Source organism: Leisingera sp. M523, assembly GCF_025141335.1.
Taxonomy (GTDB): domain Bacteria; phylum Pseudomonadota; class Alphaproteobacteria; order Rhodobacterales; family Rhodobacteraceae; genus Leisingera.
The window spans coordinates 2,940,128-2,966,679 of the sequence record NZ_CP081036.1 but is presented as its reverse complement, the minus strand read 5'-3'; the positions used below and the strand labels follow the sequence as shown (position 1 = coordinate 2,966,679).

The 26,552-nt window shown below is 62.8% G+C and carries 27 protein-coding genes; 15 read left to right on the top strand and 12 right to left on the bottom strand.

All coding sequences use genetic code 11. The annotated features are described in order from the left end of the window. Positions 1-14: 14 nt before the first annotated feature. The 4 genes from soxR to K3557_RS14580 all read left to right on the top strand — a co-directional run bounded on the left by soxR (position 15) and on the right by K3557_RS14580 (position 4,973). A complete protein-coding gene (gene soxR / locus K3557_RS14595) occupies positions 15-470 on the top strand; it encodes a redox-sensitive transcriptional activator SoxR (RefSeq protein WP_259990117.1) in 456 nt (151 codons plus the stop codon). Positions 471-663: 193 nt separating this feature from the next. Further along, positions 664-2,313 carry an electron transfer flavoprotein-ubiquinone oxidoreductase gene (locus tag K3557_RS14590; protein ID WP_259994699.1) on the top strand — a complete coding sequence of 550 codons (1,650 nt, stop codon included), beginning with the start codon at positions 664-666 and terminating at the stop codon, positions 2,311-2,313. 136 nt (positions 2,314-2,449) lie between these two features. Continuing rightward, positions 2,450-4,162, top strand: a complete 1,713-nt coding sequence (locus tag K3557_RS14585; RefSeq protein WP_259994698.1) for a tetratricopeptide repeat protein — start codon at positions 2,450-2,452, stop codon at positions 4,160-4,162. Then, a complete protein-coding gene (locus K3557_RS14580) occupies positions 4,152-4,973 on the top strand; it encodes a 4-(cytidine 5'-diphospho)-2-C-methyl-D-erythritol kinase (protein ID WP_259994697.1) in 822 nt (273 codons plus the stop codon). Before K3557_RS14585 ends, K3557_RS14580 begins: the two co-directional genes overlap by 11 nt. A 184-nt stretch (positions 4,974-5,157) precedes the next feature. Here K3557_RS14580 and K3557_RS14575 read toward each other — a convergent pair whose 3' ends face one another. Beyond that, positions 5,158-6,156, bottom strand: coding sequence for a polyprenyl synthetase family protein (locus tag K3557_RS14575; protein ID WP_259994696.1), 999 nt, complete (start codon positions 6,154-6,156; stop codon positions 5,158-5,160). A gap of 57 nt (positions 6,157-6,213) precedes the next feature. Between K3557_RS14575 and K3557_RS14570 the strand changes: the two genes are divergently transcribed. From K3557_RS14570 to K3557_RS14560, 3 genes are all read left to right on the top strand, one after another. Further along, a complete protein-coding gene (locus tag K3557_RS14570; protein ID WP_134830625.1) occupies positions 6,214-6,429 on the top strand; it encodes a DUF2007 domain-containing protein in 216 nt (71 codons plus the stop codon). Beyond that, a complete protein-coding gene (locus K3557_RS14565; protein WP_259994695.1) occupies positions 6,426-7,193 on the top strand; it encodes a tRNA1(Val) (adenine(37)-N6)-methyltransferase in 768 nt (255 codons plus the stop codon). The genes K3557_RS14570 and K3557_RS14565 overlap by 4 nt, the downstream gene beginning before the upstream one ends. Before the next feature lie 235 nt (positions 7,194-7,428). Continuing rightward, positions 7,429-7,602 carry a YdcH family protein gene (locus K3557_RS14560; RefSeq protein WP_259990128.1) on the top strand — a complete coding sequence of 58 codons (174 nt, stop codon included), beginning with the start codon at positions 7,429-7,431 and terminating at the stop codon, positions 7,600-7,602. 94 nt (positions 7,603-7,696) lie between these two features. Here K3557_RS14560 and K3557_RS14555 read toward each other — a convergent pair whose 3' ends face one another. Beyond that, the gene (locus K3557_RS14555; RefSeq protein ID WP_259994694.1) at positions 7,697-8,560 is read right to left on the bottom strand and encodes a DMT family transporter; all 864 of its coding nucleotides are present in this window, start codon (positions 8,558-8,560) and stop codon (positions 7,697-7,699) included. Then, on the bottom strand, positions 8,557-9,504 hold the full coding sequence (locus K3557_RS14550) for a transcriptional regulator GcvA (protein WP_259994693.1): 948 nt from the start codon (positions 9,502-9,504) through the stop codon (positions 8,557-8,559). Before K3557_RS14550 ends, K3557_RS14555 begins: the two co-directional genes overlap by 4 nt. Before the next feature lie 112 nt (positions 9,505-9,616). Here K3557_RS14550 and K3557_RS14545 point away from each other — a divergent pair, with 112 nt between their 5' ends. Beyond that, positions 9,617-9,778, top strand: a complete 162-nt coding sequence (locus K3557_RS14545; RefSeq protein WP_259990134.1) for a hypothetical protein — start codon at positions 9,617-9,619, stop codon at positions 9,776-9,778. 91 nt (positions 9,779-9,869) lie between these two features. Here the strand turns inward: K3557_RS14545 and phbB are convergent, their stop codons facing one another. The 8 genes from phbB to K3557_RS14505 form a co-directional block, all read right to left on the bottom strand. Next, positions 9,870-10,592, bottom strand: coding sequence for an acetoacetyl-CoA reductase (phbB, locus tag K3557_RS14540; RefSeq protein ID WP_259990136.1), 723 nt, complete (start codon positions 10,590-10,592; stop codon positions 9,870-9,872). Positions 10,593-10,780: 188 nt separating this feature from the next. Then, the gene (locus K3557_RS14535) at positions 10,781-11,956 is read right to left on the bottom strand and encodes an acetyl-CoA C-acetyltransferase (RefSeq protein WP_129369853.1); all 1,176 of its coding nucleotides are present in this window, start codon (positions 11,954-11,956) and stop codon (positions 10,781-10,783) included. Between the two features lie 514 nt (positions 11,957-12,470). Continuing rightward, positions 12,471-13,310, bottom strand: a complete 840-nt coding sequence (locus tag K3557_RS14530; protein WP_259990138.1) for an EAL domain-containing protein — start codon at positions 13,308-13,310, stop codon at positions 12,471-12,473. Between the two features lie 128 nt (positions 13,311-13,438). After that, positions 13,439-14,371 (bottom strand): sterol desaturase family protein, encoded by a 933-nt coding sequence (locus K3557_RS14525; protein WP_259994692.1) that lies wholly within the window; start codon positions 14,369-14,371, stop codon positions 13,439-13,441. Further along, the gene (locus K3557_RS14520; protein ID WP_259994691.1) at positions 14,368-14,766 is read right to left on the bottom strand and encodes a hypothetical protein; all 399 of its coding nucleotides are present in this window, start codon (positions 14,764-14,766) and stop codon (positions 14,368-14,370) included. Before K3557_RS14520 ends, K3557_RS14525 begins: the two co-directional genes overlap by 4 nt. A gap of 120 nt (positions 14,767-14,886) precedes the next feature. Continuing rightward, positions 14,887-15,228, bottom strand: a complete 342-nt coding sequence (locus tag K3557_RS14515; protein WP_259994690.1) for a hypothetical protein — start codon at positions 15,226-15,228, stop codon at positions 14,887-14,889. Positions 15,229-15,317: 89 nt separating this feature from the next. Then, on the bottom strand, positions 15,318-15,947 hold the full coding sequence (locus K3557_RS14510; RefSeq protein WP_259994689.1) for a hypothetical protein: 630 nt from the start codon (positions 15,945-15,947) through the stop codon (positions 15,318-15,320). Positions 15,948-16,007: 60 nt separating this feature from the next. Beyond that, entirely contained in the window at positions 16,008-16,571 is a 564-nt protein-coding gene (locus K3557_RS14505) for a TlpA disulfide reductase family protein (RefSeq protein ID WP_259994688.1), read from the bottom strand. A gap of 22 nt (positions 16,572-16,593) precedes the next feature. Between K3557_RS14505 and argH the strand changes: the two genes are divergently transcribed. The 4 genes from argH to K3557_RS14485 all read left to right on the top strand — a co-directional run bounded on the left by argH (position 16,594) and on the right by K3557_RS14485 (position 22,950). Continuing rightward, positions 16,594-17,988 (top strand): argininosuccinate lyase, encoded by a 1,395-nt coding sequence (gene argH / locus K3557_RS14500; protein ID WP_259994687.1) that lies wholly within the window; start codon positions 16,594-16,596, stop codon positions 17,986-17,988. Positions 17,989-18,024: 36 nt separating this feature from the next. After that, complete coding sequence (locus K3557_RS14495) at positions 18,025-18,201, top strand: hypothetical protein (RefSeq protein WP_259990152.1); 177 nt, start codon at positions 18,025-18,027, stop codon at positions 18,199-18,201. An 827-nt stretch (positions 18,202-19,028) separates the two neighbouring features. Next, positions 19,029-20,294, top strand: coding sequence for a diaminopimelate decarboxylase (gene lysA / locus K3557_RS14490; protein ID WP_259994686.1), 1,266 nt, complete (start codon positions 19,029-19,031; stop codon positions 20,292-20,294). A gap of 37 nt (positions 20,295-20,331) precedes the next feature. Next, on the top strand, positions 20,332-22,950 hold the full coding sequence (locus tag K3557_RS14485; RefSeq protein ID WP_259994685.1) for a TIGR02302 family protein: 2,619 nt from the start codon (positions 20,332-20,334) through the stop codon (positions 22,948-22,950). A 77-nt stretch (positions 22,951-23,027) separates the two neighbouring features. Here K3557_RS14485 and K3557_RS14480 read toward each other — a convergent pair whose 3' ends face one another. Then, positions 23,028-24,005, bottom strand: a complete 978-nt coding sequence (locus K3557_RS14480) for a zinc-ribbon domain-containing protein (RefSeq protein ID WP_259994684.1) — start codon at positions 24,003-24,005, stop codon at positions 23,028-23,030. A gap of 217 nt (positions 24,006-24,222) precedes the next feature. Between K3557_RS14480 and K3557_RS14475 the strand changes: the two genes are divergently transcribed. The 3 genes from K3557_RS14475 to K3557_RS14465 are packed head-to-tail and all read left to right on the top strand — an operon-like array spanning position 24,223 to position 26,542. Continuing rightward, positions 24,223-24,900, top strand: coding sequence for a cell division ATP-binding protein FtsE (locus K3557_RS14475; protein WP_259990158.1), 678 nt, complete (start codon positions 24,223-24,225; stop codon positions 24,898-24,900). Then, entirely contained in the window at positions 24,897-25,796 is a 900-nt protein-coding gene (locus K3557_RS14470) for an ABC transporter permease (RefSeq protein WP_259994683.1), read from the top strand. The genes K3557_RS14475 and K3557_RS14470 overlap by 4 nt, the downstream gene beginning before the upstream one ends. After that, positions 25,793-26,542, top strand: coding sequence for a 1-acyl-sn-glycerol-3-phosphate acyltransferase (locus K3557_RS14465; RefSeq protein WP_259994682.1), 750 nt, complete (start codon positions 25,793-25,795; stop codon positions 26,540-26,542). The genes K3557_RS14470 and K3557_RS14465 overlap by 4 nt, the downstream gene beginning before the upstream one ends. The last annotated feature ends 10 nt before the right edge of the window (positions 26,543-26,552 follow it).

Here is a 26,552-nt window from a genome sequence, read left to right as displayed (position 1 = left end):
TCAGGGAGTGCACCATGCCGTCATCCGCCGGGATTTCCATTGGTTATCTGGCCGGCCGCACAGGTCTTGCCGTGTCCGCGATCCGCTATTACGAGGCGCAGGGGCTGGTGGAGCCCTGGCGCAATGCGGGCGGGCAGCGGCGGTTCCACCGCGCCGACATCCGGCGGATGAGTTTCATCATGATTGCCCAGCAGTTCGGCTTTTCGCTGCCGGAGATCCGCGGTTTCCTGCAAAGCCTGCCGGGCAGCCGCACCCCCACCAAAGAAGACTGGGCCTGCATCTCGGACAGCTTCCGCAGCCATCTGGACCAGCGAATCGAAACCTTGGTGCGGTTGCGCGACAATTTGGACGGCTGCATAGGCTGCGGCTGCCTTTCGCTTCCGAATTGCAAACTGTACAACCCCGAAGACAAGGCTGCACAGAAGGGGCAGGGACCCCGATACCTGATGGGAGACCGGCCCGAGACATGAGCTGCGGCGGAAAATGATCCTTGAATGACGAAATTGGACGCACTTTTTGTCTCAGTTGCCTGTTTTACAGGTGTTTGACGCGGAGTTTGGATTGACCGGCAGGTCTGCCAAACGCTAAGCAACCGCGAAATAATATTGCGCCCACGCACCATTGTGGGGCCGGTAGCGAATAAAAGCCAAGGAGCGCCGCAAAATGGCCGAGATTGAACGCGAAGCGATGGAATACGACGTGGTGATCGTCGGGGCCGGCCCTGCCGGTCTGTCTGCGGCCATCCGCCTGAAACAGCTGGACGCCGACCTGCAGGTCGTGGTCCTGGAAAAGGGCTCGGAAGTGGGCGCGCATATCCTGTCGGGCGCGGTGCTGGACCCCTGCGGCCTGAACGCGCTGATCCCCGACTGGAAGGAAAAGGGCGCACCGCTGAACGTCGAAGTCAAGGAAGACAACTTCCTGATGCTGGGCGAAGCCGGCCATGTCCGTATCCCGAACTTCCCGATGCCGCCGCTGATGAACAACCACGGCAACTATATCGTCTCGATGGGCAACGTCTGCCGCTGGATGGCCGAGCAAGCCGAGGAAATGGGCGTTGAGATCTTCCCAGGCATGGCGTGCTCGGAACTGGTGTACGGCGAAAACGGCGAAGTGAAGGGCGTTGTTGCCGGCGAATTCGGCAAGAACCCCGACGGCACCCCGGGCCCGTCATATGAGCCGGGCATGGAACTGCACGGCAAATATGTCTTCATCTGCGAAGGCGTGCGCGGCTCGCTTGCCAAGGAAGTGATCAATAAATACGACCTCGCCGCCGGCAAAGAAGTGCAGAAATACGGCGTCGGCATGAAAGAGATCTGGGAGATCGACCCCGCCAAGCATAGCGAAGGCACCGTCACCCACACCATGGGCTGGCCGCTGGGCAAAAATGCAGGCGGCGGGTCGTTCATCTATCACCTGGACAACAATCAGGTATACGTCGGTTTTGTGGTTCACCTGAACTACAAGAACCCGCATCTGTTCCCCTACATGGAATTCCAGCGCTTCAAGCACCACCCGGTGGTGGCCGAGCTGCTGAAGGGCGGCAAGCGCGTGGCATATGGCGCCCGTGCAATCACCGAAGGCGGCTGGCAGTCGATGCCGAAACTGGTTGCCCCCGGTGTGGCGCTGCTGGGCTGTTCGGCCGGCATGGTCAACGTGCCGCGCATCAAGGGCAACCATAATGCGATGCTGTCGGGCAAGGCTGCGGCCGAAGCTGCCTTTGACGCGATCAAGGCCGAGCGTTCGGGCGACGAGCTGACCGCTTATGAAACCGACGTGCGCGACGGCGCCATCGGCAAGGACCTGAAGATGGTCCGCAACGTCAAACCGATGTGGTCCAAATGGGGTCTCACCGCCTCGCTCGCTTTTGGCGGGCTGGACATGTGGACCAACAACCTGCTGGGCTTCTCCTTCTTTGGCACCCTGGGCCACGGCAAGAACGACGCCGAAGCGACCGAGGAGGCCTCCAAGCACAAGCCCATTGATTACCCCAAGCCCGATGGCGTGCTGTCCTTCGACCGGCTGACCAACGTGTCTTTTGCGATGACCAATCACGAGGAAAGCCAGCCCTGCCACCTGCAGCTGGGCAACGCCGACACTCCGATCCAGGTCAACCTGCCGAAATTCGCCGAACCGGCGCAGCGCTACTGCCCCGCCGGCGTCTACGAGGTGGTGGAAAAAGACGGCCAGCCGGAGTTCGTGGTCAACTTCCAGAACTGCGTTCACTGCAAGACCTGCGACATCAAGGATCCAAGCCAGAACATCACCTGGACCACGCCCCAGGGCGGTGACGGGCCGAACTACCCGAACATGTGATCGGAATTTCAGCTTTTCGGCGCGGTTTTGCCGGAATTTATGGGGCGGCCCTTGGGCCGCCCCATTGCGTGTTGACGGGCGGCGCACTACGCTTTCTTAGAAGAGCAAAGAGCAGTAAATCGTAAAGGGGTCCCGCGTGCCCGTATCCATTCTTCGCACCCTGTCCTGTGCGGCCCTGGTGGCCGCTTCCGTGCCTGCCGCGCAGGCGGAAGGGCTGGCCGGGTCCTATCTGGCCGGACGGGCCGCAACCTATGACAGCGATTTTGCTGCCGCGGCTCTGTATTATACGCAGGCCCTGGCCCGCGACCCGCAGAACCCGCTGCTGATGGAAAACGTGGTGTTTGCGCAGCTCGCCATGGGCAAGGCTGAACTGGCGGTGCCGGTCGCCGCAAGGCTGCTACAGGCTGGCGCCCGCAGCCAGGTGGCCAACATCATAATTGCAGGCGGCCATGCCGCAGATGGTGATTTCCAGGCGATCCTGGACCGCGACGCCGAACAGGAAGCAATCCATCCGCTGGTGGACGGCTTGCTGGAAGGCTGGGCGCATATCGGCAACGGCTCCATCTCCAACGCGCTCAAGACCTTTGAACGGCTGGCCGAAGATGGCAGCCTGCGGCCCTTTGTGCTTTACCACCGGGCACTGGCACTGGCCTCGGCCGGCGATTACGGCGGGGCCGAGGCGCTGTTTGCCGCCGAGGATGGCCGCCTGGCCACTCTCAGCCGCCGGGCGGCAGTTGCAAGGGTGCAGATCCTGTCGCAGCTGGGCCGCAGCGATGACGCTCGTGAAGCGCTGAATACAGCCTTCGGCAGCCGCCTGGACCCCGGGCTGGAAGCCATGAATGCGCAGCTCGCCGCCGGGGAAACGCTTGCCTACACCATCGCCCCCAGCCCGCGGGAGGGGGTGGCTGAGGTGTTTTATACCCTTGGTGCGGCGCTGAATGGCGATACAGCCAACGATTATGTGCTGATGTATGCCCGCATGGCGGCCTCACTGCGCCCCGGTCATGTGGACGCAATCCTGCTGAGCGCTGGGCTGCTGGACCAGCTGGGCCGCTACGAGCTGTCGGTTGCGACCTACAAACAGGTGCCCAGCAGCCATCCCGACTATCACGCCGCTGAAATGGGCCGCGCCGAGGCCCTGCGCCGCGCCGCCAAACCGGACGCGGCAATCGAAGTTCTGGAACAGCTGGCGCGGGACTTCCCGGAACAGCCCAGCGTCTATGTCAGTCTCGGCGATCTGCTGCGCCAGCAGGAAGACTACGCGGGCGCTGCCGGCGCTTATGACAAGGCGCTGGCCAACACATCCGAAGAGTCCGGCACCCGCTGGTTCCTCTATTATGCCCGCGGTATCTGTCATGAGCGTCTGGACCAATGGGACCAGGCCGAGGCCGATTTCCGCGCCTCGCTGGAACTGGACCCGAACCGGCCGCAGGTGCTGAACTACCTGGGCTATTCGCTTGTCGAAAAAAGCAGCAAGCTGGACGAGGCGCTGGATATGATCGAACGCGCCGTCGCGGCACGCCCAGATTCCGGCTTCATCGTCGACTCCCTGGGCTGGGTGCTTTACCGCATGGGCCAGTTTGACGATGCGGTTGCCCATATGGAACGCGCGGTTGAGCTGATGCCGGTGGACCCGGTGGTCAATGACCACCTGGGCGACGTCTATTGGGCTGTGGGCCGGGAGCGTGAAGCAGAATTCCAGTGGAAGCGGGCGCTGTCTTTTATTGATCCGGAAGACACCGATGGCGAAGCCGACCCCGAACGCATCCGCCGCAAGCTGGAGGTAGGCCTGGACGCGGTGCTGGCCGAAGAAGGCGCTGAGCCCCTGAAGGTCGCCAATGGCGGCTGAGGTCTTTGCGCCTGCCAAGATCAACCTGACCCTGCATGTGACCGGCCGCCGCGCCGACGGCTATCACCTGTTGGACTCGCTGGTGGTCTTTGCGGACACCGGGGATCTGCTGCAGCTTGATCCAGGACCTGAGCTGGCGCTGGAGGTCTCCGGCCTGTTTGCGGAAGGCGTGCCTGCGGATGAGCGCAACCTTGTTTGGAAAGCCGCCGCAGGGGCAGGCTGGACCGGCCGGATCAGCCTCGACAAGCATCTGCCCCATGGCGCAGGCATCGGAGGCGGCTCCTCAGACGCCGCTGCGGTTCTGCGGGCACTTACCAGGCAGGGCTGCGGTATTCCCGATGAATTGCCGCTGTCGCTTGGTGCTGATGTGCCGGTCTGCATGGCGGCCCGAGCGGCCCGGATGCAAGGGATCGGCGAACAAGTCGCGCCGGTGGAGCTGCCAGAGCTGCACGCGCTGCTGGTCAATTCCGGCGCACATGTCCCGACCGGGCCGGTGTTTTCCGAACTTGCCTCCCGCAACAATCCGCCGATGCCGCAGGACATTCCGGCTTTCGCCTCTGTCGAAGATTGCGCCGCGTGGCTTGGCGAACAGCGCAACGACCTGGAGGCCCCAGCCATCAGTGTTGCGCCGGAAATTGAACGGGTGCTCGCGGACCTGCGCTGCTCCCGCAACGCGCTGCTGGCCCGCATGTCCGGTTCCGGCGCCACCTGTTTTGCGCTCTACCCATCAAGGAAAGCCGCTCATTTTGCGGCCTATGAAATCGGGGCGGAGCATCCCGCGTGGTGGTGCAGTGCAGTCACTTTGACCTGAAGCACTGCGCGCGGCGGAACACGGGCACTCCCGCCAGCGGGCCGGCGCATCAAAGATGCTTGTCCGCCGTTGGGCCGGGCGCCGCGCTCACGCACGGCGCTGCAGCGCTGAACAGCTTCTTTCTGGTCAAAATACCCCGGGGGTGAGGCCGTAAGGCCGAGGGGGCAGCGCCCCCTTTGCCCCGTCAGTTCAACCGCGAAACCACGTAATCGGCCAGATCGCGCAGCATGCTGCGGATCTCGTGATCGGGCAGGGCGTCAAGTGCCGCCTTCGCTTTTGCCGCCCAGGCATTGGCGTCTTCGCGGGTGGCCTCCAGCGTCTGGTACTTCGCCATCAGCGCCAGCGCTTGCTCCAGGTCGCCGTCTTCCTGCTTGCCCTTCTCGATGGTGCGGGTCCAGAACGCGCGTTCTTCGTCTGTCGCCTGCGCCACCGCTTTGATCACCGGCAGTGTCAGCTTGCGTTCGCGGAAGTCGTCGCCGACATTCTTGCCGGTAGCCTTGCTGTCGCCCTGATAGTCCAAAAGGTCATCCGCGATCTGGAAAGCAATCCCCAGGGCGTCGCCATAGTCAAACAGCGCCTTCACCTGCGCCTCGGATGCCCCGGCGATAACGCCGCCCACTTCCGTCGCCGCCGAGAACAGCGCAGCGGTCTTGCCGCGCACCACCTGCAGATAGATGTCTTCACCGGTTTTCAGGTTCGAGGCTGCTGTCATCTGAAGCACTTCGCCCTCGGCAATGGTGGCCGAGGCATTGGCCAGGATATCCAGTACCCGCAAGGAGCCGGTCTCAACCATCAGCTGGAAGCTGCGGGCAAACAGGTAGTCGCCGACCAGAACCGAGCTTTTGTTGTCCCAGAGCAGGTTCGCTGTAGGCCGCCCGCGCCGTTGGGCGCTTTCATCAACCACGTCGTCGTGCAGCAGAGTGGCGGTGTGGATGAATTCCACCGTGGCGGCCAGTTTCAGATGGTGATCGCCCTGATAGCCGCACATCTTTGCCGCCGCCAGTGTCAGCATCGGCCGCAGGCGCTTGCCGCCGGCCTCAACCAGATGCGCGGTCACCTCGGGGATGCGTGGCGCATGTTGCGAGGCCATCCGCTTGCGGATCAGCACATTCACTGCGTCCAGTTCCTGGCTTAGCGTGGCGGCCAGCATTTCATGCGGCTTCCTGGTCATCACTTGGTCCATCACTTTCCCGCTCGCAAGGCTCGACAAGGGTGGGGCCTTGCCCTTAGATCCAATCCTATGAAAGAGCTTCTGCGCAGCACCGATCCGACGATCATGGCCTTTGCCTCCGCCCTTCTTGAGGGTGAGGATATAGACTGCTTTCAAATGGACGTAAATATGAGCATCCTGGAAGGCGGGATCGGAATTTTCCCGCGCCGCCTGATGGTGCGCGCGGATGATTACGACGATGCGTTGGTGGTGATGCGCGATAATGAAATCCCGCTGGGCCGATGACCGCATTTGCGGAAGACGCGCTGAGCTGCAACGGCTTTCTTGGCGGCAGGGTGCAGCTGTGGCAACCCGTCAAGGGATACCGTGCGGGGGTGGATCCTGTGCTGTTGGCAGCGGCAGTCCCGGCAAGGCCAGGCGAGGCGGTTCTGGAACTGGGCTGCGGTGCCGGTCAGGCTTTGCTGTGTCTTGCAGCGCGGGTGCCGGATCTGCAGCTGGCGGGGATTGAGCTGCAGCCGCCTTATGCGGAACTGGCCCGGTGCAATGCTGCGGAAAACGGTCAGGAGATCGAGGTGTTCGAGGCTGATTTATCAGCGTTGCCGGAGGTTCTGAAACAGCGCCAGTTCCATCACGTCTTTGCTAATCCGCCTTATTACAAACCGGGTGCCCATAGTCTGGCGCGCGATGCCGGCAGGCAGGTCGCGCTGGGAGAGGGCACGCCGCTGGCAGACTGGATCACAACCGCCGCCCGCCGTTTGGCGCCGAAGGGATACCTGCACATGATCCAGCGCGCCGACCGGCTGCCGGATATGCTGGCGGCCTGCAGCGGCGGCCTTGGCTCGGTCGAGGTGCTGCCGCTGGCCCCGCGCGAGGGACGTGGAGCCGAGCTGGTGATCCTGCGCGCGCGCAAGGGCGGCCGGGCGGAGTTCCGGCTGCATGCGCCGCTGATTCTGCATGAAGGCACCCGGCATGAGCGGGACGGAGACAGTTATCAGCCGCAAATCCGGGCCGTTCTGCGCGAGGCGGCGGCCTTGCCCTGGCCGGTTTAACGGGGGGTTTCCGGCGCTGCGAATATAGGGGCCGGGCGGCTCTCATTCAACTTATGCGGCTTTTTGGCAGGCGGGTTTCTGCCATAGTGCGCCTTTGCCTGCGGCAAAATGCGCGGCGCATGGCCGATATGAAAATTTCATGACAAAAATACTGCGGCTGCGGCGTGACAGACGTAAAAACTTATGGTCCACTCCTGGGTGTCAAACACATCTAGCTCAATGAAGGAGGGTTGCCATGAGCCTTAGCTCGCATCTGACCGAACTTAAGAAGAAGCACGAGCATCTGAGCATGGAAGTGGAACAGGCCCAACGATCGCCCAGTACCGATGGTCTGGAAATCGCATCAATGAAAAAGCAAAAGCTCAAGCTGAAGGAAGAGATTGAGCGGTTGGCTGCTGAAGTAGCCTGAAGAGTTCCCGCCGGGACAGATCCCGGCAACACGGTTAGGAGGGCCTGCCCGGAGTGGCGGCCCTCTTTTCATTTTGGGCGTCAGTCCCCTGCGGTCAGCTTGCCGAACCGGCCCTGGCCGCAATCAGCGCCCCGCCTGTGATCAGCGCAGCCGCCAGCGCCAGCCCCCAGGAGGCGGCGGCAATGCCCGCCAGCACCAGGATCAGCGTCGACAAGAGCGGCGCAGCGTAGCTGCTGGTGCCAAGCATCTGAATGTCGCCCTGTTTGACGCCGATGTCCCAGACATAAAACGCCAGCCCAACAGGACCAAGGCCCAGCAGCAGGGTTGAGACCCAGCCCAGCGCGCCCGCAGGCCAAACCGTCTCCTCCAGCGCGAAATGCAGCCCCCAGGAGGCGGCTGCGGTGACCAGACAGAATACCGCAACCGAACTGGTCGGCGCCTTGCCCAGCAGCCGCGACAGCACCGAATACCCGGACCAGGTCAGCGCACAGAGCAGCGCCAGCCCATAGCCGGGCAGATACTGCGCCTGAAACCCCTCGCCACCGCCTGAGATGATGGTGGCAGCCCCGGCAAAGCCCAAGCCGGCCCCGGCCAGATGCCCTGCCTTCAGATGTTCGCCGGGCAGCAGGCCGGAAAACAGCACAATCAGAAGCGGCCATAAATAGGCGATCAACCCGGCCTCCGCCGCAGGGGCCAGCCGCAACGCCGAAAAGTAAAGCAAGTGATAGCCAAAGAGACCGAGGGTGCCAAAGGCATAGACCTTCAGCGGCACCTGCCGCAGCTGACCCAGCTTGCCGGTGGCCGCGGTCCAGATCATCCCCAGCGTGCCGCCGATGGTAAAGCACAGCGCATTCAGCAGCAAGGGCGGGACGGGCTCGGTTCCGACGGTCAGTAACGCCAGAAGCGACCACAGCAAAACAGCGATGAAGCCGATGGCGGTCGCGCGGGGTCTGGTCATGGCGGCGGGATGTCCTCGACAGGAATGATCTCAAAAGCCTCCGAGACGTAGGCGGTTTTTTCAATCTCGGCAACAAACCAGTCGCGGAACGCTGCGATCTGCGGCCGCGTCTCGGTGCCGGGCGCACAAAGAAAGCGGAAATGCGCCTTGGTCTCAATTGCGGTCTTGAAAGGCGCCACCAGCCGGCCGGCATGCAGATCGGTGACTGCCATGCCGCGCCGGCCCAGGGCCACGCCGGCCCCCGCGGCAGCGGCGTCGATTGCATGGTCGGCTTGCGAGAAATGCGAGCCATGGGTTGGTTTAAAGTCGATGCCTTGGGTGCGGAACCAGGCCGGCCAATCGCAGGGCGGGTCCAGAAAATCGATGGATTCGTCAAAGATCAGCGGCGCCTCCATCAGGCTTTCAGGCGTGGTATAGCGCTCCGCCAGCTCCGGCGACATCACCGGCGTCACCCATTCCGGCGGCACTCGCAGTACGTAGTACCCCTCATCCGGGCCATAGCCGAACCGGATTGCCACATCGACGTCATCGCGGACAAAATCCAGCATCCGCAACGTGGCCGAAAACCGCAGGTCGATCTCGGGATGAGCACGGGCAAATTCATACAGCCGCGGTGCCAGCCATTTTGCCGTCAGCCCCGGCCCGGCGGTCACCGTCAGCGTGGTGTTGTCCTGCAGGCGGCGCACGGTGCGCCAGGCGGCGGTCAGAGCCTCGAATCCTTCCGCCGCTCCGGGGGCCAGTGTCTTTCCCGCCTCAGTCAGCTCTACCGCGCGGTTCAGGCGGCGGAACAGCGGCTGGCCCAGATGCTCTTCCAGTGATTTGATCTGAAACGACAGCGCCGCTGGGGTCACGTTCAGCTCCTCCGCCGCCTTGGCAAAGGACATGTGGCGGGCCGCGGCATCAAAGGCGCGCAGGGCGGTGAGGGGCGGCAGGCGGTCAGACATCTCACACAAGTACAACTTAACTGAACCTCTGCAAAGTCTCGTTTGTGCGATTGACGGAACGTCTTCATATTGGGTGCAGGTAAAGGATACTGATCCGAAAAGGAGGCCGAAGATGCTGGAATACTCTGCTGATGCCGCCGTGAAGTCTGCCATGGCCCGTGCCCATACCGAGCGCGGTCAGGTGCTGAAAAATGGGCTGAAACTGGCCTGGACCCGGCTGTTTGGCGCACGGTCTGTACCAGCCCTCCGCCCCAAGATTTCCCGCTGGGCCTGAGCGCGCTCTGTTTCGAGAAAAGGCACTTACGGGATAGGAAAAGGGCCGGTCCACCAGGACCGGCCCTTGCCGTTTCAACTGCCGGAACAGTTTAGACGAAGAACTGCGCGCCGTTGGCGGAGATGGTCGAGCCATTGATGAAGCCCGATTCGTCAGACGCCAGGAAGGCGACGCAGCGGGCGATCTCTTCCGGTTCACCCAGACGGCCGGCCGGGATTTGGCCGATGATCGACTCGCGTACCTTTTCCGGGACCGCCATCACCATCTCAGTCGCGATATAGCCAGGGCAGATCGCATTGGCGGTGATGCCTGCGCGCGCGCCTTCCTGGGCCAGCGATTTCACGATGCCCAGATCGCCCGCTTTGGTCGCGGCATAGTTCACCTGGGCGAACTGGCCCTTCTGGCCGTTGATCGAGGAGATCACGACAACGCGGCCGAACTTGCGCTCGCGCATGCCGGGCCAGATCGGGTGAACGGTGTTGAACACGCCGGTCAGGTTGGTGTCGATCACTTCCTGCCATTGCTGCGGCGTCATCTTGTGGAACGGCGCGTCGCGGGTGATGCCGGCATTGGCGACCACGATGTCGATTGGACCCAAATCCGCTTCGACCTTGGCAATGCCGGCGGCGCTGTCTTCGTAGTTGCCAACATTCCACTTATAGGTCTTGATGCCGGTTTCGTCGGTGAATTTTGCCGCGGCTTCGTCATTGCCGGCATAAGTGGCGGCGACATTGCAGCCCTGCGCCTTCAGCGCTTGGGAAATTGCTGCGCCGATGCCGCGGGAGCCGCCGGTGACGAGTGCAGTACGTGCCATTCAAGAATCCTCCAGTATTAGTCTCTTGGTAATCTTGCTACAGTTTTCATTTTGCGGGCGCAACAATATTGCGTGATGATTTTTCTGCGGTGCCGCAAGAAAATTGTCGCACCCACAGTATATACTTGTTTTGTAAAAGAAAAAGGACGCCGCAGGGGCGTCCTTCACTTTTTGCGGTTTTGTGCCGGTTACGGGCGTTCAACGCACAAGGCAACGCCCATGCCGCCGCCGATGCACAGGGTGGCCAGGCCTTTTTTTGCGCCGCGGCGTTTCATTTCGAACAGCAGTGTGTTCAGCACCCGGCAGCCCGAGGCGCCGATCGGGTGGCCGATGGCAATGGCGCCGCCGTTCACGTTCACAATCGACGGATCCCAGCCCATGTCCTTGTTCACGGCACAGGCCTGGGCTGCAAAGGCTTCGTTGGCTTCGACCAGATCCAGGTCGCCGACCGACCAGCCGGCCTTTTCCAGCGCCTTGCGCGACGCATAGATCGGGCCGACGCCCATGATCGACGGATCCAGGCCGGCCGTGGCATAAGATGCAATACGGGCCAGCGGTTCGATGCCGCGCTTTTCGGCTTCATCGGCGCTCATCAGCAGGGTGGCGGCAGCACCGTCGTTCAGGCCCGAGGCATTGGCAGCGGTGACAGACCCGTCCTTGGCAAAGGCCGGACGCAGTTTCTGCATCGCTTCCATGGTGGCGCCGTGACGGATGTATTCGTCCTGGTCCACCACAATGTCGCCCTTGCGGTGCTTGACGGTAAAGGCGGCGATCTCATCGGCGAACTTGCCGGCTTTCTGCGCCGCTTCCGCCTTGTTCTGCGAAGCAACGGCAAACTCGTCCTGCATCTCGCGGGAGATCTGCCACTGCTCGGCCACGTTTTCAGCGGTCTGGCCCATATGGTAGCCGTTGAAAGCGTCCCACAGACCATCGCGGATCATGGTGTCGATATATTTCATATCGCCCATCTTCTGGCCGGCCCGCAGATGTGCTGCATGGGGGCTGAGGGTCATGTTCTCCTGGCCGCCGGCGGCCACGATCGAGGCATCGCCCAGCATGATGTGCTGTGCGCCCAGTGCCACGGCGCGCAGACCCGAGCCGCACACCTGGTTAAGGCCCCAGGCGGCGCTTTCCTGCGGCAGACCGGCGTTGATGTGGGCCTGACGGGCCGGGTTCTGGCCCTGTGCGGCGGTCAGAACCTGGCCAAGGATGGTTTCCGAGACTTCGGATTTGTCCACGCCGGCCCGCTCCACCACGGCTTCCAGCACGGCTGCGCCCAGATCGTGGGCAGGGGTGTTGGCGAACGAGCCGCCAAAGGAGCCGACGGCGGTGCGCGCGGCGGATGCAATTACAACATTGGTCATTGATTTCTGGTCCTCTGCCATCAATTCAGGTCTTCCGGGGGATCTTTGCGCGCGGGATGTGAAATCGGACGCGCAATAATCTTTCCCGTATCCTCCGGGTGTCGACATAATCTATTGCTGCATGTGCAGCAATTGACAGGGTGTCTCAGGGGGGGCAGCAGAGTCAACCGCCAGAAACGCCTCGCGGCACAGGATTCCCGTCAGCCGGAGGAGAACCTTCCGCAAAGCAGCGAAACAACACGCAAACTGCGTCAGCAGCCTGGTCTTTGAATGCGCTGGAATTGCAGGGCTGGCAGGACAGGGGCACTGATGTGAATAGGATAGAGGCAGCGCAAGGAAACCCTTGCCCTTCGCAGGGCGCTTTTGCGGCGCCTTGATCGGAGCAGGGCCGGGCCGGCAGGTGTCCTGATCTCAACTGCGTCCTGAACGTCCTCACCCCGTGAATGGGGCCATGTGAACCTTCTGACCAGGGAGGTTTCCGCGACCGTCCGCGGTGTCAGCTCCCCTGGCGTGCTCAGCTTGCCTCCCGGCGCTGCTTCATGTCCTCAATCCAGGGCGGCGAGACGGAAGGTGCGCCAAACAGGTAGCCCTGCAGGCAATCAACGCCGTTTTCGACCAGGAATTCCGCATCCTCCTGGCTTTCCACCGATTCCGCGACGGTGAACATGTCAAATTGCTTGGCAATGCCGACCAGGGCGCGGACAACGGACTGGTTGTCATGACTGGTGTGGATACCGCGAACGAATTGGCCGTCGATCTTGACCGCATCAAAGAAGAACTGGCGGAAATGGCCGATCGCGGTGGTGCTGGCACCGAAATTGTCCAGCGCAAAGGCGATCCCGTGCTGTTGCATCCGCCCCATGAAATCTGTCACCAGTTCCGGTGCCGCCATCGCCGAAGCCTCGGATATCTCCAGCACCAGCCGCTCACCCAGCGTTGCGTCGCGTTTCAGGAACCGGTCCAATACGTTTACCCAGCGCTGATAGCCGATGGAGCGGGCCGACATGTTCACGGACAGGCGGATCCGCGGGTATTTATCCAGCGCCCGCAATCCATGCTGCAGGGCCAGGCAGTCCATCTCGCGGCCAATTTCCTTGTCTTCGACCACATGCATGAATTCACGGGCGGGAATCACCCGGCCTGTCGGGTCCAGAACCCGGATGTAGCCCTCGTAAAACGCCACCCCATGCGGCGCCATTGCCTGCATGACGGGCTGATAGGCCAGCACGGTCTGATTGTGGCGCACCGCATCTGCAACCATGTCCAGGGTGGAGCGGTCCCGCCCGGTCACCGCTGCGTTCAGCGGATTTTCAGAGCCTTCGGGTAAATCTGCATTGGCGTTGAGTATGGTCATGTGCTGCTGGGGCCCTGTTCCGGCAAAGGTGTGGCACAGTATGGTGCTCCCGGCAGTTTCACGCAAAAGGGTTGAAGTGGAATTAAAGTTCGAATTTGAATGATCTGCCTGATGCCACCGCGGTAGGCTTAGCCGTCAAAGCCGGGAGTGCCTGCATCTTCGGGGTGGCGGGCGAGGTGGTCTGCCTTGATCCCGGCTGAGGTGCTGCGGCTGCCATCGTGGCTGTAACCCGGCGGCGCAAAAGCATAAAGAAACCGCTGTTTCCAGCTGAGGCCGGGTTGGGCCATGTCCTTGAAAATGCCCGCCCATTCATGAAAGGCGACGCGCAGCGGATTGAAAGTGGCGATGTTGTGGACCAGGCCGAAATCGGGGCGGTCGTGATCCTGCTCGGGCACAAAGGTGCCGAAAATCCTGTCCCAGATGATGAAAACGCCGGCATAGTTGCAATCCAGATACCGTGCATTGCGGCCGTGATGGGCGCGGTGGTGGCTGGGGGTGTTCATCACCGCCTCGAACCAGCGCGGCAGGCGGCTTATCGTCTCGGTGTGAATCCAGAACTGGTATATCAGGTTCAGCCCGCCGCAAAACAGCACCAGCGCCGGATGGAACCCCAGCAGCACCATCGGCGCCTTCACCACCATCATGAATGTGAAGGTCCCGGTCCAGGTCTGCCGCAGCGCGGTTGTCAGGTTGTAGTGCTGGCTGGAGTGATGATTCACGTGAGACGCCCAGACCCAGCGGACCCGGTGACCGAAGCGATGCACCCAGTAATAGCGCAGATCGTCCAGCACAAAACACAGCAGCACCGCCCACAGGGACGTGCCCATGTCCAGCGGTGTGATCTGCCACAGCAGCATCAGCAAGCCCCAGGCGGCAAAGCCCAGCAGCAGCCCTTCGGCGACGCTGCCCGCGCCCATGATCAGCGAGGTGACGGCATCGCGCGTCTCGTACCGGCCGCCGCGTTTCTTCAGCGCGATCCACAGCAGTTCTGCGAGGATGGCAGCGATGAAGAACGGCACTGCAAGCTGAGTCACATCGGGGTAATGGATGGGGGTGGTCATGCGGTCTCCGCTGCGGTTGCGACCTGCGCCAGCCATTCCCGGCGCTCGTACTCTGACAGGGAAAGGGAAACGCCGGGAGCCGTGACGTCGTTGAAATCAAAGCGCAACCCGGCCCCAGTCTCGCGGACTTGAGCTGCGGTCAGGTGGCGGCCAACCGTGTCAGCACCGAAGGCCCAAAGGAGCCCGGGGCCAGCCTTGGTTATCACCAGCGCGGCTTGCCCGCTGGAGGCAGGCGTCACCTGTGTGATGGAATCGGCAGGAAACTGGCGGAGCCAGGCGGCGCGGCTGTTTTCGTGCGTCAACACGGCCTGCCGGGACCGTCCTGTCAGGTGCAGCAGCACCGCAATGGCGGATATCCCGCCCGCAACCAGGGCCAGCAGCAGTTCAAGCGGCATTACGTCCTCCCGCGGGCAGATTGCCGGCCCGCCGGGAAGCTGTCAAAGGTAGCGTGGGGTCAAGCAAGTCCGCCCTACCGGCAGGGACGGGTAGGCAAACCGCGCGCCGGCGTTTCTGGCTTAAACCGTGGCAGCGGCGCGCTGCGGCTTTGCCAGAACCTGCATCTGCACCACTTGTTCAACAAAGGGCACCAGCCCTTCGGATCCTGAAGACCGGTCCTTCAGATGGATGCAGACGTCCGGGCGCAGCGCTGCAATGATACCAATGAGATCGCCGCGGATCTGGTCGTCCAGGCCCGCGCCCATGATTACGCATTCTATACGCGGCTCACTTTCCAGCTGGCGCACCACCTCGGGCTGGTCATGCGCGCCGAGCCAATGGATCGGCAGATGGTCCAGCTCCTCTGCGACATTGCCAATCACATGCGGCAGCTTGCCGATCAGTAACACAACAGGTTTCATTTCACTCTCCACCCTATACACGGGCGTCCTGCTGGGACGTCCCTCATGACTAAAGTAGTGTGAAGTTCCGCCGGGTCAGGTGACGGCCGCTAGGGCTTTGTTACATGAATGACATGGCATTCTTGTCCTTTTCCCGCCATAACATTTTGAACTAGGTGAGCCGACGTGTTTGCATTGATTCCATTCACACTTTTTTCACAATATCGGAGAGCGGTGGCTCTTGCCTCAACTTCGGAGCTTAAATTTCTGCTATATCCAGGGTGCCCGTATTTAGTCGTCGCGAACGCACCAAATTTTCCGTCTTTCTGCCTTCTTTGGTATTCCTTGAAGAGGCGGTTTCCGGTTTGGCTTAGTCTGATGCCTTCGCCTGAGGACGGTTTTTTGGGGCCGACTGTAGCATAAAGTGCGCAATGTGACGGGTTCTCAGATTTGAGGCGGCAAGATTCTAGGGCGCTTTGCTTTGCTAGCGCGAGGTTTCTTGTGTCCCAGAACTCGCCAGAGATGTCCTCCTGGCTATTGACGTAGAGAGCGCCATAGTAATCTGCGTTCTTCCTAAAGTAGGCGAACCGTTTTTTTACATCGCCCCGCAACCTCAGATCTGAATGAAGAGCGAGTTTGGGTCTATGTCCTTCGAGTAAAATCTCATCAGCCTGGACATCGGTGCTATTAGAAAAAAGCGCTGTTGCGGCCACTGCCGCGCTGAAAAGGTATGTTTTCAATGTGGTCTCCTGGGGCCAGTATTCCGGCCCCAAGCTACTCAATTGAATTTCACGCGCAAGCTACTTTGACGCGATCATCGCCTTCACGATATCCTTGGCGCTGCCCGAGTTCCACTCGGCATCGCCCAAGAGCCGGGCCACTTCCTTGCCTTCGCGGTCCAGCAGCACTGTGATCGGCAACCCGATCACTGCCATCTCGCGCGCCAGCGCCTGCTTCGGATCCTGGTGGCGCGGCAGGTTGGTGATGCCGTTCTCATCAAAAAACTTCTGAATGCCTGCGGGCGAGTTACGGCCCGTTGCGATGGTCAGGACCTCGAAATCCTCGCCGCCCAGTTCCTCTTGCAGCTCAGCCAGTTGCGGCATTTCCTTGCGGCAGGGGGCGCACCAGGTGGCCCAGAAGTTCAGCAGAACCACCTTGCCCTGGTAGTCCTCCAGGCTGGCGGTACCGGCGCCGTCGGCCAGCTCAAACGCGGTGGCGGACACATCCCGCGGCTCGGAATGCACGACCAGGCGGCGGAGGCTGTCTTCACGCAAGCCCTCCAGCTGCGCCTGATCCGCCGCACCAGCGGCATTTGCACCCAAGGTCAGGGCCATATAAAGGGAAAGCTGACGAAACAGACGCATATTATCTCCGGGGTTCCACACCATGACAGATCAATCCTCGAACCAGATGTGGGGCGGCCGCTTTGCCGCAGGTCCCGACGCGATCATGGAGGCGATCAATGCCTCGATCGGGTTCGACAAGCGGATGGCAGCACAGGACATCGCAGGCTCCAGGGCCCATGCGGCAATGTTGGCCGCAGCAGGCGTTATTACGGATAATGATGCTAAGGCCATTCGGGAAGGGCTGCTCACCGTTTTGTCAGAGATCGAGGGCGGAACTTTTCAGTTTTCCACCGCCCTGGAAGACATCCACATGAATGTGGAGGCCCGGCTGAAAGACATCATCGGCGAGCCGGCAGGCCGCCTGCACACGGGCCGGTCGCGCAATGACCAGGTGGCGACCGATTTCAAACTCTGGGTGCGCGACCAGCTGGACGCGGCGGAATCAGGTCTCTTGGCGCTGATCCGCGCGCTTCTGTCGCAGGCCGAGGCGGGCGCCGATTGGGTGATGCCGGGCTTTACCCACCTGCAGACTGCGCAGCCGGTGACCTGGGGCCATCATATGATGGCTTATGTGGAAATGTTCGGCCGCGATCTGTCTCGTGTGCGCGATGCGCGCAAACGTATGAACGAATCGCCTCTGGGCGCGGCGGCGCTGGCAGGCACCTCTTTCCCCATAGACCGGGAGATGACGGCAAGCGCGCTGGGCTTTGACCGCCCTGCAGCCAACTCGCTGGATGCGGTCAGCGACCGCGATTTTGCGCTGGAGTTCCTGTCTGTGGCCTCGATCAGCGCCGTGCATCTGTCGCGTTTCGCCGAAGAGCTGGTGATCTGGTCCTCGGCCCAGTTCCGGTTTGTGACCCTTAGCGACCGGTTCTCCACCGGCTCGTCGATCATGCCGCAGAAAAAGAACCCGGACGCAGCCGAGCTGATCCGCGCCAAGGTGGGCCGCATTTTCGGTGCAAATACCGCGCTGATGATGGTGATGAAGGGGTTGCCGCTGGCCTATTCCAAGGACATGCAGGAAGACAAGGAACAGGTCTTTGATGCCGCTGACAACTGGATGCTGGCGCTAGCGGCGATGGAAGGCATGGTCAAGGACATGACCGGCAACCGCGTTGAGCTGGCGGCGGCGGCCGGGTCCGGATTTTCCACCGCGACCGACCTGGCCGACTGGATGGTCAGAGTGCTGAAGGTGCCGTTCCGCGATGCCCACCATGTGACCGGAACACTTGTGGCCATGGCCGAAAGCCGCGGCTGCGACCTGCCGGATCTGTCGCTGGCAGACATGCAGGGTGTGCATGCAGAGATCACCCAAGATATCTTCACTGTGCTTGGCGTTGAGAATTCGGTAAACTCGCGTATGTCTTATGGCGGCACTGCGCCGGCGCAAGTGCGCGCGCAGATCGCCCGCTGGACAGAGATTCTGGCAAGCTGAGGCCGCGAGGCTCGGCCCGCGGCAAGGAGGCAGAAAATGCGCAACATGATCTTTGCATTGCTTGGTCTGGCGGTTCTGGCCGCCTGCGGCGTCGATGGCGAACCGGTGCAGCCGACACTGAACGCCGGTGTCGGCGTCGGGGACAGCGGTGTCCACGTGGGCGGCGCGGTCGGGCTGCACAAGGGGCCAGTCAGTGTTTTCCTGGGGTTCTAGCGGCCCGCGCACTTGACGCGGTGCCGTTGACACACCACCTCTGAACCGTCCCTGCCGACCGCTGGGACGGTTTTCATTTGGGGATTTTGTGATGAAAGCTGCAGTTGTACTTCTGTGCCTGATTGGGCTTGCAGCCTGCGATACCGGACCGCGGGCATCCAAACCGCCGCAAAAGCAAGAACCCGCGGCAACCGGGGTGTCGGTTTCCGGATATGGCCGGGTCGGGGTTTCTCATACGTTTTAAGCGCAAGCTTTCTTGCCGTTCGGGCTTTCGGCCCGCCCGGTTGCTGGCTTCTGCTGTCCGTTCTGCAATTAAGTGCTGAGCTTCAACAGTAAGGAATGGCGGCGCGGCCATGGAGGCGGAGGCGGGACGGGAGGTTCCTCCCGCACGCTGAAACTTGTCTCTGCGTGCCCTTGCCAAAGGGCCCTGTTCCAATGTGCCGGGGATGTCAGACCCAGCGGTGACCGCGATCAAAGCGAGAATGGCCTATTGGGTTTAAGATGCAGTGACAGGCGCGCGCGCCGGGGGCGCAACGCTTTGATGCAGCGTGCGGATGCGGCTGTTGCGCAGTGAGTATTTCTGAAAAGATGAAGCACCAGCCCGTGCCTTTTCACCTTTTTCCAAATACTCAAAAACTCAAAGACGGCCAACCGCGAGGCGCTTTCCGCAATACTCCCGCCCTTTGCAAAGGGTATTCAAAGTTTATACGTCACGGCGGGCGCATGTTCGATACATCTGCGGGGGGCGGGAGAGCGCCTTGTCTCCTGCAGAGGGCAGAGGCGGAATCATTTGATCCATCTGCCCCTTTTGCCCTAAACGCGGGGCCATGGATCATTTTCTCTACCGCGACGGCGCGCTTTTCGCCGAAGACGTTTCCATCTCCGAGATCGCCGCGGCGGTGGGCACTCCGTTCTACGTCTATTCCACCGCAACTCTGCTGCGCCACTTCCGCCTGTTTGACGAGGCGCTGAAGGGCACTGAGCACCTGGTCTGCTATGCGATGAAGGCCGCCAGCAATCAGGCGATCCTTAAAACTCTGGCCGAGGCCGGGGCGGGCATGGATGTGGTCAGCCAGGGCGAATACCTGCGGGCCAAGGCCGCGGGGGTTCCGGGGGACAGGATTGTTTTTTCCGGCGTCGGCAAGACGGCAGAGGAAATCCGGGTGGCCCTGACCGGCGGCATCCGCCAGTTCAACGTCGAATCCGAGCCGGAAATGGAAGTGATCAGCGCCGTGGCGCTGGAGCTGGGCGCTGTGGCCCCCATCACTATCCGGGTCAATCCGGATGTGGACGCCAAGACCCATGCCAAGATTGCCACCGGTAAATCCGAGAATAAATTCGGCATTCCGATTGCCCGCGCGCGGGACGTCTATGCCCGCGCCGCCGCCCTGCCGGGGTTGGACGTGGTCGGGATTGACGTTCACATCGGCTCGCAGCTGACCGATTTGGAACCGTTCCGGCTTGCCTATCAAAAGGTGGCGGAGCTGACGGAAACCCTGCGCGCCGACGGCCACGATATCCGCCGCCTTGATCTGGGCGGCGGTCTGGGCATTCCTTACGAGCGTTCCAACACCGCGCCGCCCCTGCCGGTGGAATACGGCAGGATGGTCAAGGAGACGCTGGGCCATCTGGGCTGCGAGATCGAGATTGAGCCGGGGCGGCTGATTGCCGGCAACGCGGGCCAGCTGGTGTCCAAGGTGATCTATGTGAAATCGGGCGAGGGCCGTGATTTCCTGATCCTGGATGCGGCGATGAACGACCTGATCCGCCCGGCGATGTATGAGGCGCATCACGATATCGTGCCGGTGCAGGAGCCTGCGCCAGGTGCCGAGAGCCAGCCTTATGACATTGTCGGCCCTGTTTGCGAAACCGGCGATACCTTTGCCAAACAGCGCGATCTGCCGCCCTTGGCAGCGGGCGATCTGGTGTCTTTCCGCAGTGCCGGTGCTTACGGCGCGGTGATGGCAAGCGAGTATAATTCGCGCCCGCTGATCCCCGAAGTGCTTGTGCATGGGGATCAATTTGCGGTTATTCGCCGGCGGCCGGACTATGAAGAGATGATAAACCGCGATACCATCCCGGAGTGGCTCTGACGCGATCCGGCGCGGGCCATCAGAACGTGAGGCCCGTATGTCCTTGTTCCGCCGAGATGACCGGCAGGCCGATCCGGTCCTGAAACGCCTGCGCTGGCCTGTGCTGCTGACGCAGGCCGGACTTGTGGCCGAACGGGCGATGCGGGGCTTCTGGCCGCTGGCCTCGGTGCTGATGACGGCGCTGGCGGCGCTGATGCTGGGCCTGCATCTGCTGCTGCCGGAAACAGCGGTTTGGGCCGCTTCAATTGCTATTGTTGTGAGTGCCGCAGCTGCCGCGGGCTGGGGTGCCTGGAGGTTCCGCTGGCCTGCCCGGGGCGAGGCTTTGGCGCGTCTGGACGAAACCCTGCCGGGGCGGCCGGTTGCAGCGATGCTGGACACCCAGGCTATCGGGGCAGAGGACGCCGCCTCGATCGCCTTGTGGAACGCGCATCAGCGCCGGATGGCTGAGGCCGCGGCACAGGCGCGGGCGCCTGCACCGGATCTGAACGTTGCCGCAGCGGACCCTTACGCGTTGCGATACGTTGCGGGGTTGTTTCTGGTGGTGGCGCTGCTGTTCGGGTCGATCTGGCAAGCAGTGTCGATCAAGGAGCTGGGAGCGGAGGGCGCAACCGTCCTCAGCGGACCGGCCTGGGAAGGCTGGGCAGAGCCGCCCGCCTATACCCGCTTGCCGGTTCTGTATTTGAACGACCAAGCCGGGGGTATCTTGAAGCTGCCGGAAGGCAGCCGCGTCACCCTGCGGTTCTATGGCGAGGCGGGGGCGCTTAACCTGTCGCAGAGCGTCACAGGCCAAAGCGCAGAACAGCCGCCGGACTTGGACGGTGCGATCGAATTCGACGTCACCCGCAGCGGCTCAGTTTCAATCGATGGCTCCGGCGGGCGCAGCTGGCAGGTGGAGGTGATCCCGGATCATCCGCCCAAAGTCGCGGTTGCGGGCCAGCCGGAGCTGGAAAATGACGGCTACACAACGCTGGCCTTTGCGGCTCGCGATGACTATGGCGTCGCCGCGGGTCAGGTCCGGATTGCACTGGATCTGGCTGCGGTGGAGCGCCGTCACGGGCTGGCGGCAGACCCCGACCCGCGCGAGGCGCTTGTGCTGGATCTGCCGTTGCCGCTGTCAGGCTCGCGCAAGGAATTTACCGAAAAGCTGATCGAGGATTTTGCCCGGCACCCTTGGGCCAACCTGCCGGTGGTGTTCACGTTCTCGGCAGTGGACGAGGCCGGGCAGTCCGCGGCGGCTGCCGGCTTTGGCACCGAGCTTGTCACCCGCCGTTTCTTTGACCCGCTGGCGGCTGCGGTGATCGAACAGCGCCGGGATTTATTGTGGGCGCGCACCAATGCGCCGCGGGTGGCGCAGATCCTGCGCACCCTGTCGCACCGCCCCGAAGGCCTGTTCCGCGACTATGGCGGTTACCTGCGGCTGCGCACCATCCTGCGGCGGCTGGAAAGTTATACCGTGCAGGGCAGCATTTCCGAGCCACAGCAGGCGGAAATCACCGCTGCGCTGTGGGATCTTGCGATCCAGCTGGAAGAGGGCGACGTGGGCGACGCGCTGGAACGGATGCAGCGGGCGCAGGAACGGCTGAGCCAGGCCATGCGCGATGGCGCCAGCGATCAGGAGATCGCCCAATTGATGCAGGAGCTGCGCGAGGCGACCCAGGACTATATGCGCCAGCTGAGCCGGCAGGCAGAGGCGAACGGCGAGGTAATGGAGCCGGGTGAGATGCCCGAGGACATGATGACTCTCAGCCAGGATGACCTGCAAGCGATGATGGACCGCATCCAGGAGCTGATGGAGCAGGGCCGCATGGCCGAAGCCGAGCAGGCGCTGCGCGAGTTTCAGGAAATGATGGAAAACATGCGGATGACCCGCGCGCAGCAGGGGCAGGGCCAGGGCGACGAGGGCCGCCAGGCGATGGAGGGGCTTGGTGAAACCCTGCGGGAGCAGCAGGGGCTTTCCGATCAGGCCTTCCGCGACCTGCAGGAGCAGTTCAACCCCGGCGCCCGCAGCGGCGAGAGCCAGGGTAACGAAGGCCGCGACGGCGGTCTGGGCCGCGGCCAGAGCCATCAGGGCGGGCAGGGCGGTGACAGCGGCCAGGACGGACAAGGCAGTGATGGTGCGGACAGCCGCAATCCCGAAGGCTCCGGCCCTGATGGCCGCGAGCAGCCGGGCGCGGGCGGCTCGCTTGCAGACCGCCAGCAGTCCCTGCGCCGGCAATTGCAGCGCCAGCAGGAGGGATTGCCCTATCTGGACGGTGAGGCCGGCGATGCCGCCCGCGAAGCCCTGGACCGGGCGGGCCGTGCGATGGAGGGCGCAGAAGATGCACTGCGCGGCGGTGATATGGCCGAGGCGATTGACCAGCAGTCCGAGGCGATGGAAGCGCTGCGCGAAGGCATGCGCAACCTGGGCGAAGCGCTGGCGCAGCGCGAAGACGGCCAGCGCAATGGCCAGGGGCAACCTTCGGCCACGGCTGAGGGCGAGCGGCTGGACCCGCTGGGCCGCGGCAACGGATCGGTGGATGATGGCGGCAAGGTGGGAGAGGGCAATGCCTACCGCCGCGCCTGGAATTTGCTGGAGGACATCCGCCGCCGGGCAGGAGAGCGTGAGCGCAGCGAGCGGGAGCGCAATTACCTGCAACGGCTGCTGGACAGGTTCTGAAATCCGGCCGCCAGCGGCAACCGGTGTCTTAAACGCCAGGAAAAGGACGCTGACCGAACGGTGTTACGGGGGTGGCGTTACTGGGTGCTGGTCAGGGATCTGACCTGGCCATCCAGCCACAGCCGCATCTGATCCACCCAGCCGACATAACTGCTGAGCGCCGGATCCGCTTGCGGCAGTTTTTCCGAGATCAGCGGCGCGTTGTCATAGACCATGACCAGCATCAATGCGGCAATCACCGACAGTGAAAACCCGCGGGCAAAGCCGCTTTTGCGCCGCACCGGCAATTCTTCCGAGGCGGCCTGCGGTGCAGGGGCCGCACTGCCTGCAGAGCGCAAAGTTGAATTGATTTCTTCTATATCCGGCAGCAATTCCTTGCGCGAGCCGGTTTCAGCTGCGGCCAGCTGGCGCGGGTCTTCACCGCGGATGCGGGCCATCCGGTCGCGGGCCTGGCGGCTGCGGCGGGCGGCCTCGTCTTCCGGCGTTGCGGCTTCCTCGAGACCCAGATCAGGCTGCGTTTCCAGGCCGTGGCCCTCTGCCGCCCGCAGCGAGACTTCGCGCTCGGCCTCCTCGCGCAGGATATCGGACAAGGCAGGATCCAGAGCACGGGTCCGCTGCGGCGCTGGCGGCGCCGCGGGCTCCTCGTCTGCGGCCTCCGTTTCATCCGCGTCCGGCTGGCCGTCCGGATCATCCTCTACGCGGGTCTCCGGTGCGCCGGCTGCGGGTTCCGCCGGAACCTGCAGCTCCGGAACAGGTGCAGGGGGGGCGTCCGGGATTTCGCCTGTGGATTTGTCCGGGATTTTACCTGTGGTCTGGTCTGGGACGTCCCCGGGCATGTCCGGCTCAGGGTGTTCTTCTGCTGCTTGCGAAAGTGCTTCGCCTTTTGCGCCCGTGTCCGGCGCGTCTTCCTCAGCGGTGCGTGCTGCAACAGCCCCCGCTGCCGCCTGAAACCAGGTCTGGCCGCAATTGGAGCACTGCACATCCCGGCCTTCGTCGGGGATCACGTCCTCGGGAACTTCGTACTGGGCTGCACAATTCGGGCAGGTCAGGCGCATCATGCTCTCCTCGGCACCATCCTGCCGGCCAGCAGGCGGCAGGTTGTTTTTCAAGGGATTATATGCAGGCCGGCGGCCCGGTGAAAGGGTCAATTGCCGTTGCCGCCCCAGCCTGGCGGCGGCGGGGGTTTCCCGGCAACAGAGCCCCATTGAAACTGCTGGTCCCTTGGGGCAAAACACCAAAGCGCGCAATCTGCGACGCAATCGGGGGGCAGCAGTGATCGAGCTGGAGAATGTGGGCTATAATTACGGCGGCGGCGAGCTGCTGGACGGGGTGTCAGTGCAGCTGGCGCCAGGCTCTTTTCATTTCCTGACCGGCCCGTCCGGGGCGGGCAAGACGACGCTGCTGAAACTTTGCTATGGCGCGCTGATGCCGACCTCGGGCCGGGTGCGGGCCTTTAATATGGATGTAAAGGGGCTGGACCGCGATCAGATGGCCCATCTGCGCCGCCGCGTCGGGGTTGTGCACCAGGATTGCCGGTTCCTGGACCATTTGCCGGTGATCGAGAACATCGCCCTGCCGCTGCTGGTTTCCGGGCGGGAACTGACGCATGAGGAACCCAACTTGCGCGAGCTGCTGAATTGGGTCGGCCTGTCTGAACGTGCCCATGCGCTGCCGCCGGAACTGTCGGGCGGTGAGCGGCAGCGGGCGGCGCTGGCCCGGTCAGTCATCCTGTCGCCGGATGTGATTATCGCGGATGAACCGACGGGTAACGTGGACTGGGAAATGTCGCAGCGGCTGCTGCAACTGCTGGTCGAGCTGAACCGGATGGGCAAGACCATTCTGGTGGCGACCCATGATCTGTCGCTGATCCGGGCGGCCAAGAACCAGGTGCAGGCCCGGGTGCTGCGGATCTCCAACCGGCAATTGCAGCTGGCGGGGGCGGACCTATGACCGAGGGCAAACTGCGCAGGCTGATCCTGGGTGATACCCAGGCCAACCGGGTGGTGCCGCCAAGCGGCTTTACCGCCCATTTGACATTGTTTGTTTCCGGCGCGATGGCCTTTCTCGCTGTCTTTGCGCTGGCGCTGTCGATGGCCTCCGGGCGGCTGGCAGACCAATGGGCCTCAGAACTGGCGCGGGCTGCAACCCTGCGCATCAACGCGCCGGCAGAGCAGCGCGCAGCACAGACCGAGGCGGCACTGGAGATTCTGCGCCAGACACCGGGTGTGGCCACCGCACGCGCGCTGTCGGGAGAGGAACAGGCAGCCCTGCTGGCGCCCTGGTTCGGCTCCAGCCTGCCGGTTGGCAGCCTGCCGCTGCCGCAGCTGATCGAAGTCACCGGCGAGGATCCCGGATATGACGCTGCCGGGCTGCGCCTGCGGCTGCAGGCCGAAGTGCCGGGCGCGGTTCTGGATGACCATACCCGCTGGCGTGCCCCGCTGGTCGATGCCGCCCGGTCGCTGCGCAGGCTGGCCTGGGTGTCGATCCTGCTGATCGGCAGCGCAACGGCGGCAATGATCACCCTGGCCGCCAATGCGGCCCTTGCCGCCAATGCGCAGGTGATTGAGGTTCTGCGGCTGGTCGGGGCGCTGGACAGCTATATCGCCCAGGCTTTTATACGCCGCTTTACTCTGCGCGCCTTAAGCGGCGCTGCAGCGGGGGTGGCCCTTGGCATGATTGGCGTCTGGCTGATGCCGGAAGCCTCGGATGAAGGCGGCTTCCTGACCGGTCTCGGCTTTCAGGGCTGGGGCTGGCTGGTACCGCTGGTGATCCCGGTACTGGGCGCGCTGGTGGCCTTTGCCGCCACCACCCGAGCCGCCACCAAACGTTTGGGAGCACTGTCGTGAAAAACCCGGTTCAATGGCTGCGTTCAGCTGTCTTTCTGCTGCAGATGTATCTGGCAATGCTGGTGCTGGGGCTGTTGTTTGCTCCCTGGGCCGCGGTATCCCCCAAGGGTGCGCGCACGGCCTGTAAGTCTTATGCGCGCTGGGTCCTGTGGACCGCGCGCTGGATGGTTGGCATTCAGACCGAAGTCCGTGGCCAGGTGCCCTCTGATGAAGTGATTGTCGCCGCCAAGCATCAAAGTTTCCTGGATATCCTGATCATATTCAACGCTGTACCCTCGGCCCGCTTCATCATGAAGCGCGAATTGATGTGGACCCCGGTGATCGGTGTTTATGCCAAGCGTCTGGGCTGCGTGCCTGTCAACCGCGGCCGGCGCGGGTCGGCCATTGCCAAGATGGTCAAGGATGTCGCCGCGCAAAGCCGCGAGCCGGGCCAGCTGATCATCTATTCCCAAGGCACCCGCGTGGCCCCGGGCGACCGCAAGCCCTATAAGATAGGTACTGCAGTGCTGTATGAGGGGCTGAGTCAGCCCTGCGTTCCGGCCGCCACCAATGTCGGCGTGTTCTGGCCGCGCAGCGGTATTTACCGCAAGCCGGGCCTTGCAGTGGTGGAGTTCCTGGAACCGATGCAACCGGGGAGCAGCCGGGACGAATTTATGGCGCAGCTGGAGATGCGGGTAGAAAGCCGGTCGGATGAACTGATGCGGGAAGCCGGGTTTGATCCGGGAGCAGCTGAGCAACGGGCCTGACCCGCCGGAT